The organism is Mesorhizobium sp. M0062 (assembly GCF_040323125.1).
Taxonomy (GTDB): domain Bacteria; phylum Pseudomonadota; class Alphaproteobacteria; order Rhizobiales; family Rhizobiaceae; genus Mesorhizobium.
In genome coordinates, this window is sequence record NZ_JAMYUO010000008.1 from 137,294 (window position 1) to 152,701 (window position 15,408).

Below are 15,408 nucleotides of genomic sequence, written 5' to 3' on the forward strand. Positions count from 1 at the left end.
AACGCCGGGACTCAACGCAGTGGGTGAGATTTGGTTCGGTTCATAGCCGAGACGACGCCGATGCTGCTTTCCGCTTCAGAGTGGCATCGGCGTCAAATGAGGCCTTCACGGAGACTACAGGTGTCGTCACCGCTGACGTTAAGGTTCCTTGGTTTGCCCAACCATTTTTGCAAGCTCTGAAAATGGTGGGATGTCCAGTTCGCCTTGCGCGTTGTTTGCGATCTGCAGAAGCCGGATCGGGAAGCAGATCGCGTCACGGTTGGCCGGTGACATGTCTTCGTAGATCCGCTCGTCACCTGTCATGGACGCCTCTGCCTTTCGCAGGGCGGTATCGATCTCGTCAATTGACAGCAGACCTTTGTGAACGAGCAGGTTGTTGATTGACGCGACCGCCATCATCAACCCTTCAAGCTGAAGATTGGCAACGTTCATGGCTTGACCGTGTTTCCGCCGCCCGGCCTCGCCGGGGCGTTCTGGCCATCGGATTGGTGCGTCTTGTCATCCACCTCATTGACTGGCCGCGTCAGACCGACCCCACTCTTGGGTTTCTTGTTGCCGGCCGCATCCTGAGAGAACGCATCCGAAGGATCAGGACCTGTTCTAGCCGGGTACTTCGTTGCGCCGGTCTCGCGACGGTTTTCATTATCAGGCATTTTTGATCACTCCAATCGGATGACCGATAACCACTACGAGCCCGGCGAGTTCCGGCGCCGCATGGAACATTTCTGGCCGTTCGTGCAGAGACAAGCGGGCGTGTCTCGGCATCGCGCCTCGCGCACTGGCGGCAGGTCTCGCTTTCGTTGCCGACAGCACTAGGTTGCTCGTTGAGGCAAAAGGAATTCCCCATGCGGGTGGCACGCGAAGCCTGGGTTCTTGGCAAGGAGAGCATCCTCGGATTCATCAACGACAATGCCCTCAGCCACGGTGCGGCGATGGCGTTCTATGCCGTTACGTCCCTGGCCCCGATCTTGTTGATCGTTGTTGCGATTGCTGGACTTGTCTTTGGGCATGAAGCAGCTCAACTCGCTCTGTCGGCCGAAATCGCAGGCGTGATGGGATCGCAAACCGGCGACCTTCTGCGCAGCACCATCGAAAGCGCTTCTCACAGAACCGCCGGCACTGTTGCCACCTTGGTGGGCATCGTCACCCTCTTCGTGACAGCCTCCGGGGTGTTTGGCGAAATGCAGCTTTCGCTCAACACAATCTGGAAGATTGACCCACCACCCATGTCTGTGTCGCGATTGGTGCGGGCGCGGGCGGCCAGCCTGGGTCTGGTTGCAGCGTTGGGATTTCTACTGCTTGTGTCGTTGGCGGCGAGTGCCGCCATTTCCGCGCTTGGCGCTGTCATCAACGCCCATCTGCCGTTCGGCACGATCATTCTCGCGTCGATAAACGGCATTGTATCATTCGTGCTGATTTCCGCTCTGTTTGCCGCGATCTTCAAGATCCTGCCGGACCGGTCGCTCGCTTGGCGCGATGTCGCAATTGGCGCGGCAGTGACCGCTTTGCTCTTCACCATCGGCAAGTCGCTGATTGGCTGGTATATCGGAACCAGCGCGATTGCATCCTCCTATGGCGCGGCGGGTGCACTGCTGGTCGTGCTGCTTTGGGTTTACTATTCGTCTGAGATATTCCTGCTCGGCGCCGAGTTCACGCGGGCCTATTCCGTCCGTCTCGGCAGTCGGTCCGACCTTCAACCGATAGTGGAGGCAGAGAGCCCGTCGCGACAGACATCGAACCTTGGACCAACCATCCAACGCGAGGTGCAGGCCTGGATTGTGATCACGGGTTTGCTGACCTTCGTGGCGACACGGGTCTGGCCATCGCGGCGATCTTAGCTGCGTCCCACCAATTCTGTTTCTTTGGAACGCAACCCGGACACCGGAATTGCATAGGAACAGGAGGTTGCCCATGCCAAAATTCCGCTTTGAGACGACAGTATCCGGCCAGACTACCGCTCTCGAGGAAGAGCTAGCGAGTGCGGAGATGGCCAGTCCGAGAGCAATAGAGATGGCGCGCGTAGCGGTGGCGGCGGATCCTGGGTCAGGAACCAAGCAATCGGGATCGACTATCAAGGTCTACGATGAAGCCGGATACCTGGTCGCCACAGTCAATTTTTCCGACGTGTTGCCGAGTGATCCGGACGCCGGACAGCATGGGATTGGCGACGCGGTTGTCGAAGAACCGGGTGTGATGCGGTCTGGCTGACCCGTGGTAGATCAGGGTTTCACGTTTCGCTCACGCGATCCCCGGCAGGGCAATTCGCTGAGATCGCGAGGTCCTCGGCCATCATCAGATGCTAGAGCTGAGATTCGATCGGGAGGTGACGGACGAAGACCGCCAGGATACGGCGAAAAAATCCGGCTTCTGGTTCATGCGTATAGTCCTGAATCTTGCCTTCGCCGCATCCATGCCAATGCAGAACATTGTGCTTCAGTTCGAGCCGATAGCTTGTTTCCGGAGATATTTCCGATTGGAATCGATGCCGCAGCTCGGCGACCAATTTCGGATCCTCAAACAGCACGCCCATTTCCGAGTTCAAGGACACTGACCGTGGATCGAAATTGAAGGAACCGACGAAGCCGATATTGTCGTCGACGGTGAAAGCTTTCGTATGCAGACTGGCGCCCTTCGAGCCAAACACCGAGATTGCCGAGCGCCGGTTGAACGGCTGAAGCTCGAAAATTTTGACGCCATTCCTCAGCAGCCGCTTGCGATAGTTTGCGTAAGCGCCATGGACTGCGGCCACGTCGGTAGCGGCCAGGGAGTTGGTCAGAACCGAAACGTCAACACCGGCGCCGACAAGGTCCAGCAAGATCGCTGTGCCCCTTTTGCCGGGGATGAAATAGGGCGACACAATTTCCAGACACCCGCGCGTGGATTGGATGATCGGACGCAGCTCTTTCATAAGCCAGCTGCGACGTCTCCAACCACGAACCTTCTCCGGCGGATCGGAAATGACCCGCACGCCATCCACCCAATGAACGTCGTTGCTGGCCGCAATAAACTCTGTGATCGAGCCCCGGTTGCCGATGCCGTTCAGGAATTTGGGATCGGGGCCGGTATCGCTTCCTTCAAGCCATTTGGCGTGCTCATGCTCAGCCACTGATCCCAGGGTTTTGATTGGCTTGGCTTCATTGCAAGCCCAGAAGGCATCGAATATCGCCGCGGTTTGCCGTACCGCAGGCCCCAGGAGCAGCAGATCGAGGTCCCGGAAATTGGTTTCTGCCGCATCGAAATAGGCATCGCCAACATTCCGACCGCCGACAATGGCAAATTTGTCGTCGACGATCCAAGCCTTGTTGTGCATCCGTCGCGTCAATGCAAAGAGCCGCAACAGCACTTCCACACCACGCATGATCCGGCCGCGCCTGATACCGCTCGGATTGAACAACTTCAATTCGATGTTTGGATGGTTGTTCAGCGCCAGATATGCCGCATCATTTTTACGCGGATTGACGTCGTCAAGGAGCATGCGCACCCGAACACCGCGCTCAGCAGCTCGAAAAACCTCGCGAAGCAGCAAGCGGCCGGTGTGATCATCATGCCAAAGGTAGTACATCAGGTCGAGGCTGCGCTCAGCGCTCCTTGCGGCCAGCACGCGCAGAGCGAAAGCGTCATAATTGTCCGAGACAAGCAGCAAGCCGCTCTTGCCGGTTTTGATGTTGTCGTCTGCGGTTCGCGAAAGTGATACGTCCATAAAAATTGCCACCTTTGGACGGCGCTCGCTGCCATCCCGCTCAAATCATAGCTAGAACCATTCTGAGGTATTCTGGTTGCATACGCAGCGTCCAATCACCCAATTCCTGGATGCAAGCAGGGCCAGCAATCAAGCGGCTGCAGAGCGGTCAGGAGGCTTGAGAGGCGTTGCCCCGACTGCTCTGCTGCCGCTGCGGTACTTGCGTCTCCTGCAGTCCCAGGCCCTCAGACCGCACGACCGTTGGCGGGAGCCCGATGGCGTGCGCCCCGCCGCGGCTCTTCGACGAGAATGACGTGGTCGTTGTTCTCAGTGAAGCGCAGGACCCTTTAAATTTAGATATCTCCATTATCCCGGAACCGGGTTCGGGTTTCCGAGTTAAGAAAATGCTCGCGACGGGCAATTTTCAACAGAGGAGACGGCACAATGCCCACTGCCAAGAAAGCCAATGGCAACAACAAGGACCTGGAGGACCTTTTCCTCGATGGCCTCAAAGACATCTACTATGCCGAGAAGAAAATTCTGAAAGCCTTGCCGAAGATGGCCAAAGGCGCATCCGAACAGCAAGTTGCGGCGGCATTCGAGAAGCACCTCGCTGAAACCGAGGGGCAGGTCGAACGTCTGGAGGAGGTCTTCGAGATTCTCGGCGCGGCCGCGCGCGGCAAAACCTGCCCGGCGATCGACGGCATCCTGGAGGAAGGATCTGAAATCCTTCAGGAGTACAAGGGTTCGACTTCGCTCGATGCAGGGCTCGTCGGTGCCGCGCAAGCCGTGGAGCACTATGAGATTGCCAGGTATGGAACCCTGATTGCCTGGGCTACGACGCTCGGCAAGGATGACGTGGTTGCGCTCCTCAATGCGACACTTGAGGAGGAGAAGGCCACCGACGAGGCGCTGACTGCCCTCGGTGAAGCCGGCGTCAACGAACGAGCGGCAGAACGGAAAGCGGCTTGATTGATCGCCTACCCAACCGCCTCGGCGACCCATGTGCCGAGGCGGTCGCGGGAGATGAAGGACATGGTCACGCATATCTGCAAAGGACTGGAATGTTTCCTGCTTGAGTGTTCGGCCGCGCTGGTCAGGCGCCGCGCCCTTGGTGGTTCGCGCAGCGATCCTCGGCAGTTGCGAGAACAGCGCAGAGATGAGTTCAGGGCCCGCAAAGGCGCCGAATGAGCGCCAAGATGGAGAGTCGGATGGGCTTCTTTGGAAAATATTTCTCAGGACTGTTGAGCAAGAAATCGACTGACGGCAAGGGGAGCGGCGATATGCGTAAAGCTACCGGCGCGGGTCCGGCGATTGCCGCGCATTCCAAAGATGCAAAGACATCCGCTGCTTCCGGTCAAAGCACCAATGCTTCGAGCAAAAATGCAGATGGACGATGACAAAAGGCAAGATTTGGCTACCGACCCTATGTCGCATCGAAGCGGCGCAAAGACGTTAAATCGTCGAGATGACCCGCATCGCAACCTTCAACGTCAATGGCGTCAACGGCCGACTGCCAGTGCTTCTCAAGTGGCTTGGCGAAACCGGCTATGACATCGTCTGCCTTCAAGAACTGAAGACCTCTGACGAAAAATATCCCGTCGATGCGATTAGAAACGCCGGCTATGGCGCAATCTGGCACGGACAGAAGTCCTACAATGGCGTGGCAATCCTCGCTCGCGGGATTGAGCCGCTGGAACGTCGTCGAGGTCTGCCGGGCGATCCCGACGATTCGCACAGCCGCTACATCGAGGCAGATGTGAATGGGCTTGTTGTCGGCTGCCTGTATTTGCCCAATGGCAATCCAGCGCCGGGGCCGAAGTTCGACTACAAACTTCGCTGGTTCCAACGTTTGATCACCTATGGCCAGGTGCTGCTCGGCGATAGCTCACCGACCATCCTGTGCGGCGACTATAACGTCGTTCCAGGCTCGATCGACGCGGCGGTGCCGGGGCGCTGGGTTGGCGATGCCGTTTACTTCCCCGAGAGCCGGAGCGCGTACGCCGAAATGCTTGCTCAGGGCTGGATCGATGCCGTCCGTCGCATTCATCCAGAAAAGGGAATTTACACCTATTGGAACTTCTCCTACCGCGGCGGGTACGATCGGAGTTCCGGGCTCCGGATGGACCATCTCTTGCTGAGTTCATCCCTATTGGATCGCCTGAAGAATGCCGGAGTAGATGCCGAAACGCGTGCATGGGACAAGCCGAGCGATCATGCGCCAGCCTGGATAGAACTTGATTGAACTTCCTCGGCAAGGAGCCTGAAGACCTGGTGGCGCTCCTTCGTGATTAGATTTGGCCGCATGTCTATCGCCAACAATGAGGACTGCCGGCGCCAAGCGATTCAAAGGACGCAATGATGACAAACACTCAAAAGGAAGCTGAACTGATTGCGCGCCTTGCACGCCAGCATGGCGTCACTGATGGCGCTGTCATGGCTGTCCTTGAGGCGTTGCGGCGTGGTGGTGGAACCATGGCCCAGTTCAGCCACGTCGACTTCGGAGGAATGTCACAATGGTCCTCCGGCATGACGATGGTCGGCGACATGTTCGATGACAGCCTCAAGGCGAAGCTCAACACTATCGCGGCGGAGCTCTCGGCCTACCTGCGCGATCATCCCGCCAAGCCACAACGCGACGACACGAGCTATCGTTCTGCAGCTATGGCCCACGCCGGCTCATGGTGGCCTGAGGAGTTTGGGAGCCCATCTGCCGCTGGTTCTCAAAACAATATGCGCTACGCAGCGTTTCCTGAGCAAAGCCGCCTGGTCATCGACGATCATGGAAAGATGGAGATTTATGACACAGGCGACCATCGCATATCCGGTGTTTCGCAGAGCCAGAGCACGGACTCCACCCTGACCTTTGTCAGCCAGCACGGCGTGGTCCGCGTATCTGATCTCAAGCGCGTATCTGCGACGTAGGTCAGGGCCGCTTCAATGCAGACAGTCACGCTCATCGGCTATCTCGCGACCGTCTGCTCGATGAGCAGTTTCACCCCGCAAGCCTGGAAAATCATCAGGACACGAGAGACAAGCGGCATCTCCGCACCGATGTATGCCATCACTGTGTTGGGCTTCGCCTTGTGGCTGGCCTTCGGCATCATGAAGGCAGAGTGGCCGATCATAATCACGAATGGCGTCTGTCTCCTGCTGTCAGCCTTCATTCTCACAATGACAGTCCTGCCGCAGGCTGAGAAAGACGCAGTTGCCAAGGCTTTCGACCCCGACGACTAAAGCGCGTCGCGTTTGAACGGACTCAGAAAACGCGCGCTTTGGGTCTTTGTTTTATGCATCTCGTCGTCTCAAAACCGGAGCCACTTTTGAGCGACATGCATTAGAGCTTCCAACTTTTCAGAAGCGGACCTTGGCTACCATATGCAGGATCCTTGCGCGGACGCCCCACCTTGGGGATGGTTGCGAGCGCATCGCTATGCTGATCCTTGCTCCTACATTCGTCATAAGTCCCAAACGGAGGATACGCGCCGACAACCAAAAAATCATCGGATGCCGAGAGGCATTGGTGCCCGGTGCCTGCCGGGAGGACCGCGACGTCGCCAGCCTTCAGCGACAGCGTTCGTCCTTTCTTGCCCCCAAACCGGACTTCAGCATTTCCGCGGGCAATGCCCAGAACCTCGTGTATTTGCGAATGATAGTGAACGTAATCATAGATGCCGTTTCGCCAGCTATCGTCCCATCCGTTTGCATCGAAAAGCACCTCCATGACGGCTGCTGGATCAAGTCCTTCGGGCAATTCGACGGCGCCTCGATAAACGACGAGCGGCCATGCTGGATTATTGGGTACAAGTCCATCATCCTTGAACCAGAACTCATTCGACTTTCGCTGCCTCACAAATCCGGCGACAGCTTGCTTGCGCGGTCTTGCGAAACCGGTGACGTTCTCGATCACTTTCTTGCTGGTTTCCAAAATGCTCATCGACGCTGCCTCTAAAGCAGAGGTTAGTTTAGCCGCTCGCTCAGAGCTCGACCTTTGCGTTGTCGCCCACATTCGGCTTGGCGCCGGTAACGGCCGCAAACACCATCGTTGCGGTAGCCATCATTAGCCCCGGGCTGTCCCACAATTCGCCTTCCTCGGGTTTCACCGTTATCAGACGAATCTCGGGATCATCGGCATTATCCCACCAGGCTGAGTCAGTTTTCTCCCAGAGCTCGGCGATCTTTTCCCTGTCATTTGTCACTGTGGCCGGGCCTGACATCGTGACGTATTTGTAGTGGCTGTTGTCACTCCAGGCCAATGTGACCTTTGGATAGGTCGACAGCTGCTTGCTCTTGGCGCTGTCGTCATTGACGAGGAAGTATATGGCGTTTTCCTCACGGACCACACGCGCAGATAGCGGACGGGCTCGATTGTACTCGCCGTCCCAGGTCACGAACATGCAGACGTCGATGTTTTCGGCGAGTTCCCAGATGCGGTCTGTTGCCTCGGCGGGCGTGAGGTCCGTCTGCTGCTCTCGGCGGTTAGCCATAAGATGTCCTCCTGCGGGTGAATATCCTTGCTGACAACTCACGTCCCGCCACGACGTTCCAACTCACTGGTTCCTTCGACCTGCTAAGCGGCGGTGGAACTTTCGAAATTGCCGGAAGTTTGGATGGCAAACGCGAGGCCATGATGGCGGACAAGACGCTTCGAACATCAAAACGGACACCCGAGCAGGACGCAAAGGGTCAGTCGGAAAAGGACCACAAGGGCGGCGGAAGCGATGGCGTCGCCAGCGCCGATCCGCGGGTGATCTCCGGCAAAAAAGACGGCGACGCGACATTCCCTGTCAAGGGACCGAAGAAATAGCTATGAGCTCATTGGCAGGGCATCTGGCGGTGTCATCAATGCACCGAGACAATTGACGAACGGGCTGAATCATTTCGCTAAAGCCACAGAGTCAAGGCCAGCCTTCCCGACTTGCCCCCCCCAGGTGCAATCGCGGCAATCCGTCGATCCGTCTGTGTCGCGATGACACTTTGCTACCGTCACTGACGCGGATCACCTTCAACCCTCAGGAGTTGCATGACGCGCATCGGCCTCAAGGCGCTAATGGCAGCCTGGAAATCACGCGACCTTTGAAAAGAGAGCGACGTCGCATCTGGCTAAACCATAGCGCCATCGGTGATCGGTTGTGGCAACCCGGCTCTGGTAGAACAGTGAAAGCTGACTGCCATCGATCATCACCGTCGAGTGGCCGTTCTCGCCCGGTTGACCTGGCTCCAACACCGGGCCGATCGAAACGTAAGGCCCGCTGACCTCGTCGGCGATGGCAAAAAACACCCGTTGCCGGTTTCCCCGAAGGCCATTCGGAAGAAAGCAAGTGGCGTTGAGAAGCACCCGGCCGTCCGGCAGCTCAATCAGTTGCGCGCCCTCAATGCCCCATTCGTAGTCGGGATCATCTCTGGTGTTATGGTGGGGAACATCGTTGTGGTCGAGGATTTTGCCGATCCGCTTCCACGGACCGAACCACGAGTCGGACTGGCTACGTGCCAGATAGATGTCGGGCTGAGGCACCCTCGTGAATTTTGGCATAGCCGAATAAACCAGGTAGCGCCCACCTCCAATGACTGCTGGATGCGGATCGTAAATGCCGTCCTCTTCCGTGTCCGGGATGGCCAGAATGGCCGGACTGAGGACTACCCAATGGAACCCGTCGTTGGAAACCGCATGCTCGCAACGGCCACCCGACTTCATGAATTCTGTCTGGATGAACATGTGGAAGACGCCGCACTCGTGGGTCACACCGGGAGCCGCAACACCAGTACCGTTGATTGGAAGTTCGATCGGCTCATGCTCGGCCCACGGCCCATAAAGATCGGGCGCCGTGGCATGCAAGATTCTCCACGTCTCGGTGGTGACCGTGCCGCTTGACCCGAAGACGTGCCAGACACGGCCATCGAAGACAGGACACGGGTCCTTGAGATCATCCACGCTTTGCGGATGAAACAGTGGAAAAACGTTGGTTTCAAAGTTGATGTTCATGTCAGCCCCGGAATTCGCCTCGGCAGTCGGAGACGCGCAGAGATACAGGCGAATCATTGATGTTAGGCACATTCTATAGCCAACGAGTTCAACGCAAATACGGCAATGCCGCTGTCCACCAGCATTCCGCGTTCAACACGCTCTCAGTGGCGGCCGGGTTCCGACAGCCGCCCTTACCTCCGCAACCAGATCCCGCCTCGTGCGTGGACCAAGCGGGCGACCGGGCCTTCTTCATTTCAGTTGGAACAACTCACCTGATCGAAAGTTAGGAGCTGGAACTAAGTAGTTCTCTCCATTCGCGATTAACAAATGTTAATCGTAACATAAATAGTGTCACAGAGGGAGTATGTCAATGGAAGCGGCCTTTGGCGGGGTAACCGGCAGTCAATATGTTCGTCGCGAAAATATACTGGTTTGCTTCTCCCACTTACGATGGAATTTTGTTCACCAGCGTCCGCAGCATCTCCTCACTCTCGCATCCGCTCAGCAGAGAGTGGTCTACTTTGAAGAACCCGTTTTCGAAGAATTGCCGCAGCCGCTGATGCGGACGAGCGTGGGATCGGAAAACATTCTGATTGTCACACCAGTGCTGCCGCTTGGCACGTCGGCCGCGAAAGCAGATGCCGTCCAGCGGAGATTTGTGCAGCAGACCATCGCTTCTATGCCGCATAGCCGGCTGATCGCCTGGTACTACACCCCAATGGCTCTTCGCTTTACGGAATTCCTCGACCCAGACATATGCGTCTATGACTGCATGGACGAACTCTCTGCGTTCAGGAATGCGCCCCCCGAGCTGGGCCAGATGGAAAAGGCGCTTCTGCGTCGCGCGGATCTGGTTTTCACCGGTGGTCTAAGCTTGTTCGAGACCAAGCGTCACCTCCATCCCGCCATCTTTCCATTTCCGAGCAGCATCGATGTGAGGCACTTTCACACCGCAAGACGGCCAGGAAGGGACCCAGCCGACCAGGCGGGCATTCCTTCCCCGAGGGTTGGATATTTCGGCGTCATCGACGAGCGGCTGGACGTCGATCTCGTGGCGCTAGCGGCAAAGACAATGCCGGACGTGCATTTCGTCATGCTCGGTCCGGTTGTCAAGATCGACCCTGCAAGCCTGCCGCAAGCCGAAAACCTTCATTGGCTTGGCCCGAAAGCCTACTGCGATCTGCCCGACTATCTGCGCCATTGGGACGCCGGATGGATGCCGTTTGCCCTCAACGAGGCGACGCGTTTCATCAGCCCGACCAAGACGCCGGAATTTCTCGCGGCGGGTCTGCCGGTGATCTCGACGGCAATCGTCGACGTGGTGCGCAGTTACGGTGCTGCCGGGCTGGTGGAAATCGCCGACTGTGACGATCTGGAAATCAAGCTGCGCTCCGTTCTTTCGCGACCGCGTCAGATGCTCCTGCAGCAAGTCGATGCCTACCTTGCGGACATGTCCTGGGAACGGACATGGAATGCCATGGCAGCTCACATTGAGCGCGCCTATCAACGCAAGAAGGTCGTGCCCCTTCGCAGGAGTGCATAGCCATGTTCGATTGGCTGATCGTCGGCGCGGGTTTCGCCGGCAGTGTGCTTGCCGAAAGGATAGCGTCGCAGCGTCAGGAAAGCGTTTTGCTGATCGATCGCCGCAGCCATGTGGGAGGCAACGCCTACGACTGCTACAATGAAGCCGGCATCCTCATTCATCGCTACGGCCCGCACATCTTCCACACCAACAGCCAAACGATCGTGGACCACCTTTCCCAGTTCACGCAATGGCGGCCGTACGAGCACAGGGTGTTGGCGGCCGTGGACGGGCAACTGGTTCCCATCCCGATCAATCTCGACACCATCAACCGGCTTTACGGGCTAGACCTGACCTCGGCACAGCTGGAGGATTTCTTCGCGTCGCGACGCGAAACGGTGGAGGACGTCCGAACGGCTGAGGACGTCGTCGTCAGCACCGTGGGGCGCGAGCTCTATGAAAAATTCTTCCGCGGCTACACAAGAAAGCAATGGGGCGTCGATCCCAGTCAGCTGAGCAAATCCGTGACGGCACGAGTGCCGACCAGGACCAACCGTGACGACCGCTATTTCAGCGACAGCTTCCAGAAAATGCCGGCCGGCGGGTACACGCGGATGTTCGAACGCATGCTCGATCATCCGAACATCAAGATCATGCTGCAGACCGACTTCCGTGAAATTCGTGAGAAGATACCGTTCAGGCGCATGGTTTATACCGGCCCGATCGATGAATATTTCGGCTGGCAGCTCGGGCACCTTCCGTACCGTTCGCTTCGTTTCGAGCACGTTACACTGGATTGCGAGCAATTTCAGCCGGTTGCCGTGGTCAATTATCCCCAGACAGAAGATTACACGCGCATTACCGAGTACAAACATCTGACCGGCCAGCAGAGTTCGCGGACCAGCCTGACCTACGAATACCCCACGGACATCGGGGACCCGTACTATCCCGTGCCCCGGCCCGAAAACGAAGTGCTCTACAAGCGCTATGAAGCGCTCGCGGCAAGCTGCCCAGACGTCTGGTTTGTCGGTCGGCTTGCAACTTACCGCTATTACAACATGGACCAGGTAGTCGGACAGGCTCTGGCCACTTTCTCGCGCATCCAAAAAAGCCTCCCGGCCTGGGCGCGCACGGACGAGCCGTTGTTGGCCGAGCCGAGAAGATAGTTTCTTTCAAGACGGAAGATCGGGCGGGTATCAGAAGGAGAAACTCGATGGATACAAACTTCAACTCGGAAAGCCGTGAGATATTTATCGTCGGCTTGCGCAACGCGCACGCCATGGAAAATCAAGCGCTGTCGATCATGAAGCCTCAGGTCGAGCGTATAGAGAACTATCCGGAGGTGGCCGATCGCTTGCGCCGGCACATTCAGGAAACCGAAGGCCAGATCACGAGACTCGAGTCCGTCCTGGAGGGCCTTGGCGAGGAGCACTCCACCCTCAAGGACACCGCCTTGTCGATGGTTGGCAGCGTGGCCGCCATTGGACATTCGATGGCCGGCGACGAGATCATCAAGAACAGCCTGGCGAATTTCGCATTCGAGAACTACGAGATTGCTGCCTACAATTCGCTGCTGGTACTGGCCGACGCCGGGGGCTTCCAGGATGCTGAAAGGGCCCTCAAGCAGAACCTGAACGAAGAGGAAGCCATGGCCAACTGGCTCAAGGAAAATCTGAGCGACGTTACCATGCGGTATGCCAGGTTGCGCGAGGCCGGGGCGACTGCAAAAAGCTGATGCACCGCACCGGCGCGGGCGGCGTTTCGAAACAGACGCTCGCCCGCCCCTCCCTCGTTTGAGGCCTCTTCAAGGCGTCGTGTCCGCCACGAGAAGAGCTTGCTGACGGGCCAGTTCATCTGCTGTGGGTTTGCGCAGGTGTCGCCTGCCATCAGCCTGGATGACGGAAAATAAACCGACCTCGGCATGTCGCGAATTGTCCCAGCCCGGGTAGGCCGTTATCGGGTACAGGCAAATACCCTCGATCGGCGCTCCGAGACTGATTGCGGAACGCACCTCGTCGCAGACATAGTGGAGCCAAGCCGGCCCGCCGGATCCCTCGGAACCGGTCTCCGCGATGAACATCGGCTTACGGTAGCGGTGAGCAACTTCTAGCAACATTTCCGACAGGGCGCGGTACTCGTGGTGTCCCATCGGAATCGTCGGCCCGTTTACGTACCATTGATTGTGCGGGTAAAAATTCAAGCCCACGACGTCGACAACATCTTCGCTCCCGCCCAACTCAGGTTCGACGCGACCCAGCAACATGTCGTAAGCTTCGAACTGCCCCTGTCGGGCGTTTTCGGCCCGGCGCCGTTCGCTGCGGGTCCGGTCACGAGGGGCGATATGGATAAGCGGCTCGGCCCAGACAAATCTGCAGGCGGGATCGATCTCCCGCATTGCACGAACACCCGCGATGGCGGCCTTCACGAGGTGCCGCTTGAACCATCCACGTTTGTTCGGCCCCACGCGCGGGAAATAGCCGACCTCGACAGCCCATGCGAAAAAGGAGATTTCGTTGATGGGACACAACAGAGGCGATGTTCCGGTGATGGAACGGTGTACCTTGACGGCTTCTGCCGCGAACGAGGCATAGGCGTCGATGAAATGCAGCGAGCCCTGATCGACATGGTCCGGAGATCCGTAGTGAAAGATGTCCCAGATTACCTGAACACCTGCCGATCGGGCTGCCTCGACCATTGGCGCCCAACTTGACCAGTCATAGGTTCCGGGAGCGGTTTCGATCAAATGCCAACGCAGGCCGTCGCGGATCGTGCGAAGGCCGAGTTCGGCGCAACCGCGGTAGTCGCCCAGGGCATGCAAATTATGCGAGGTCGCACGAATAAGATCGAGGCGAACGCCGTCCTTGCGACGGTGCGAGGAGCATTCAAAGCCTGCCATGAAAAAACTGGCGAAGCGCGAAGCTTCCGGAACCGAGGCCTCCGTCTGGCGTCCCACTTCGCTCATTTTTCGAAGTCTCCTTTGGGCAATCGGCTTCGAACTCGGCCGCCTTGTCCGGACCGGGAACCGCGTTGGCGAAATACCGAATTCAGTCGGGCGCACCCCATGTTCGTTGCTCAGTCCAGCTCGTCCTTGCCTGGCCGGGTAGTGCCGAACCCATTGGTAGAGCCTTTGTTCCGGTGGTGAACTGTCCGGGAGCCGCGTGGCAAATGAGGAACAAGGAGGCCCGTCCCAAGTTCGGGGCGATGTACAGCCGCCGTCATCCACTCGAGCGGCTGCTCAGCAACAACAGAGGCATGGGATCACATGACCGTTCAGATTCGACTTTCCGAGATCGACCACGCCAGGCGCGAGGATCGTGGCGACGGCGCTTGGAGCATAGCACCGGACCTGGGTTACTTGCGGCTAGCAATCGTCAATGTCGTGTTCTTCGGCGCACCGGGCAGCGGAGATCGGAACTGGGTGCTGATCGATACCGGGTTGCCGACCTCTCGCAGCAGCATTCTAGCGGTCGCGGAAAAGCGGTTCGGCGTCAACGCACGGCCGGCTGCAATCATCCTGACCCATGGCCATTTCGACCATGTGGGAACGGTTCTAGAACTCGCAAATGGCTGGGACGTGCCTGTCTTCGCCCATCCACTCGAGCACCCCTATTTGGACGGAACCACATCCTATCCGCCACCGGATCCCTGGGTTGGGGGTGGACTGATGGCGCTGCTTTCACCGCTTTTTCCACGCGGGCCAATCGATCTTGGCAGCCGTTTGGAACCCTTGCCCGCCGATGGATCGATCCCCGGAATGCCCGGATGGCAATGGCTGCACACACCCGGACATGCCCCTGGGCATATCTCGCTCTGGCGCGAGCAAGACCGCTCGCTCATCGTAGGAGACGCTTTCATCACCACCGGTCAGGAGTCGGTCTATGAAGTCGCCATTCAGGATCTCGAGATGCACGGTCCGCCGCGCTATTTCACGCCAGACTGGGATGCAGCGGAAAGGTCCGTGAAGCATCTGGCTGCCTTGGGCCCCCAGATGGTCATCAGTGGACACGGTGCGGCTGCTGCGGGAGTGGGCATGCGGCAGGCTCTCGATAACCTGGCTGAGCGATTCAGGGTATTCGCCGTCCCGCCGAAATTGAAATTCGTGCGCGAGCCAGCGTCGCCGATAGCTAGGCCAATCGAGCCGCCATCGTTCTGAAATTATGGTGGATTGGCCAACGCGGGACCATCGGACAGAGTAACTCGGTCCAGCGGAACAAACCCGGCCGGCGACAGTTGGGGCACTCG

Annotated in this window: 20 protein-coding genes; 13 read left to right on the top strand and 7 right to left on the bottom strand. The window is 58.0% G+C overall.

What is annotated here, in order from left to right; genetic code table 11:
* Positions 1–138 precede the first annotated feature (138 nt).
* Together NKJ64_RS12550 and NKJ64_RS12555 are read right to left on the bottom strand one after the other, a co-directional pair.
* Positions 139–432 (bottom strand): hypothetical protein, encoded by a 294-nt coding sequence (locus tag NKJ64_RS12550; RefSeq protein WP_352462667.1) that lies wholly within the window; start codon positions 430–432, stop codon positions 139–141.
* Entirely contained in the window at positions 429–653 is a 225-nt protein-coding gene (locus tag NKJ64_RS12555) for a hypothetical protein (RefSeq protein ID WP_155921617.1), read from the bottom strand. Before NKJ64_RS12555 ends, NKJ64_RS12550 begins: the two co-directional genes overlap by 4 nt.
* 192 nt (positions 654–845) lie before the next feature.
* On the opposite strand from NKJ64_RS12555, the gene NKJ64_RS12560 reads away from it, so the two are divergent.
* Both NKJ64_RS12560 and NKJ64_RS12565 read left to right on the top strand, forming a co-directional pair.
* On the top strand, positions 846–1,838 hold the full coding sequence (locus NKJ64_RS12560; protein WP_023700031.1) for a YihY/virulence factor BrkB family protein: 993 nt from the start codon (positions 846–848) through the stop codon (positions 1,836–1,838).
* Between the two features lie 73 nt (positions 1,839–1,911).
* Positions 1,912–2,208, top strand: coding sequence for a hypothetical protein (locus tag NKJ64_RS12565; protein ID WP_023668045.1), 297 nt, complete (start codon positions 1,912–1,914; stop codon positions 2,206–2,208).
* A gap of 91 nt (positions 2,209–2,299) precedes the next feature.
* On the opposite strand, the gene NKJ64_RS12570 is transcribed toward NKJ64_RS12565, so the two are convergent.
* Complete coding sequence (locus NKJ64_RS12570; protein ID WP_352462668.1) at positions 2,300–3,700, bottom strand: phospholipase D family protein; 1,401 nt, start codon at positions 3,698–3,700, stop codon at positions 2,300–2,302.
* A gap of 423 nt (positions 3,701–4,123) precedes the next feature.
* On the opposite strand from NKJ64_RS12570, the gene NKJ64_RS12575 reads away from it, so the two are divergent.
* From NKJ64_RS12575 to NKJ64_RS12600, 6 genes are all read left to right on the top strand, one after another.
* The gene (locus NKJ64_RS12575) at positions 4,124–4,651 is read left to right on the top strand and encodes a YciE/YciF ferroxidase family protein (protein WP_023704627.1); all 528 of its coding nucleotides are present in this window, start codon (positions 4,124–4,126) and stop codon (positions 4,649–4,651) included.
* A gap of 63 nt (positions 4,652–4,714) precedes the next feature.
* On the top strand, positions 4,715–4,870 hold the full coding sequence (locus NKJ64_RS12580; protein ID WP_352462669.1) for a hypothetical protein: 156 nt from the start codon (positions 4,715–4,717) through the stop codon (positions 4,868–4,870).
* On the top strand, positions 4,867–5,079 hold the full coding sequence (locus NKJ64_RS12585; protein ID WP_245259911.1) for a hypothetical protein: 213 nt from the start codon (positions 4,867–4,869) through the stop codon (positions 5,077–5,079). Before NKJ64_RS12580 ends, NKJ64_RS12585 begins: the two co-directional genes overlap by 4 nt.
* A gap of 68 nt (positions 5,080–5,147) precedes the next feature.
* The gene (gene xth, locus NKJ64_RS12590) at positions 5,148–5,924 is read left to right on the top strand and encodes an exodeoxyribonuclease III (protein ID WP_023700027.1); all 777 of its coding nucleotides are present in this window, start codon (positions 5,148–5,150) and stop codon (positions 5,922–5,924) included.
* Positions 5,925–6,040: 116 nt separating this feature from the next.
* A complete protein-coding gene (locus NKJ64_RS12595) occupies positions 6,041–6,604 on the top strand; it encodes a hypothetical protein (RefSeq protein WP_027048655.1) in 564 nt (187 codons plus the stop codon).
* A 15-nt stretch (positions 6,605–6,619) separates the two neighbouring features.
* The gene (locus NKJ64_RS12600; protein ID WP_023687830.1) at positions 6,620–6,916 is read left to right on the top strand and encodes a SemiSWEET family sugar transporter; all 297 of its coding nucleotides are present in this window, start codon (positions 6,620–6,622) and stop codon (positions 6,914–6,916) included.
* A gap of 100 nt (positions 6,917–7,016) precedes the next feature.
* Here the strand turns inward: NKJ64_RS12600 and NKJ64_RS12605 are convergent, their stop codons facing one another.
* Both NKJ64_RS12605 and NKJ64_RS12610 read right to left on the bottom strand, forming a co-directional pair.
* The gene (locus NKJ64_RS12605; protein WP_352462671.1) at positions 7,017–7,616 is read right to left on the bottom strand and encodes a cupin; all 600 of its coding nucleotides are present in this window, start codon (positions 7,614–7,616) and stop codon (positions 7,017–7,019) included.
* 40 nt (positions 7,617–7,656) lie between these two features.
* Positions 7,657–8,166, bottom strand: a complete 510-nt coding sequence (locus NKJ64_RS12610; protein WP_023739555.1) for a pyridoxamine 5'-phosphate oxidase family protein — start codon at positions 8,164–8,166, stop codon at positions 7,657–7,659.
* A 17-nt stretch (positions 8,167–8,183) separates the two neighbouring features.
* On the opposite strand from NKJ64_RS12610, the gene NKJ64_RS12615 reads away from it, so the two are divergent.
* The gene (locus NKJ64_RS12615) at positions 8,184–8,486 is read left to right on the top strand and encodes a hypothetical protein (protein ID WP_155929678.1); all 303 of its coding nucleotides are present in this window, start codon (positions 8,184–8,186) and stop codon (positions 8,484–8,486) included.
* 258 nt (positions 8,487–8,744) lie between these two features.
* Here the strand turns inward: NKJ64_RS12615 and NKJ64_RS12620 are convergent, their stop codons facing one another.
* Complete coding sequence (locus NKJ64_RS12620; RefSeq protein ID WP_023700021.1) at positions 8,745–9,662, bottom strand: glycoside hydrolase family protein; 918 nt, start codon at positions 9,660–9,662, stop codon at positions 8,745–8,747.
* 352 nt (positions 9,663–10,014) lie between these two features.
* On the opposite strand from NKJ64_RS12620, the gene NKJ64_RS12625 reads away from it, so the two are divergent.
* Genes NKJ64_RS12625 through NKJ64_RS12635 form a run of 3 tightly spaced genes read left to right on the top strand, consistent with a single transcriptional unit; the run spans position 10,015 to position 12,901 of the window.
* Complete coding sequence (locus tag NKJ64_RS12625; protein WP_352462673.1) at positions 10,015–11,187, top strand: glycosyltransferase family protein; 1,173 nt, start codon at positions 10,015–10,017, stop codon at positions 11,185–11,187.
* A 2-nt stretch (positions 11,188–11,189) separates the two neighbouring features.
* A complete protein-coding gene (gene glf / locus NKJ64_RS12630) occupies positions 11,190–12,332 on the top strand; it encodes a UDP-galactopyranose mutase (protein ID WP_023668033.1) in 1,143 nt (380 codons plus the stop codon).
* Between the two features lie 47 nt (positions 12,333–12,379).
* Positions 12,380–12,901, top strand: coding sequence for a ferritin-like domain-containing protein (locus NKJ64_RS12635; protein ID WP_023687824.1), 522 nt, complete (start codon positions 12,380–12,382; stop codon positions 12,899–12,901).
* Positions 12,902–12,970: 69 nt separating this feature from the next.
* Here NKJ64_RS12635 and NKJ64_RS12640 read toward each other — a convergent pair whose 3' ends face one another.
* Positions 12,971–14,128, bottom strand: a complete 1,158-nt coding sequence (locus NKJ64_RS12640) for a glycoside hydrolase family 1 protein (RefSeq protein WP_352462675.1) — start codon at positions 14,126–14,128, stop codon at positions 12,971–12,973.
* Positions 14,129–14,428: 300 nt separating this feature from the next.
* Here NKJ64_RS12640 and NKJ64_RS12645 point away from each other — a divergent pair, with 300 nt between their 5' ends.
* Complete coding sequence (locus NKJ64_RS12645) at positions 14,429–15,319, top strand: MBL fold metallo-hydrolase (protein ID WP_023741832.1); 891 nt, start codon at positions 14,429–14,431, stop codon at positions 15,317–15,319.
* The last annotated feature ends 89 nt before the right edge of the window (positions 15,320–15,408 follow it).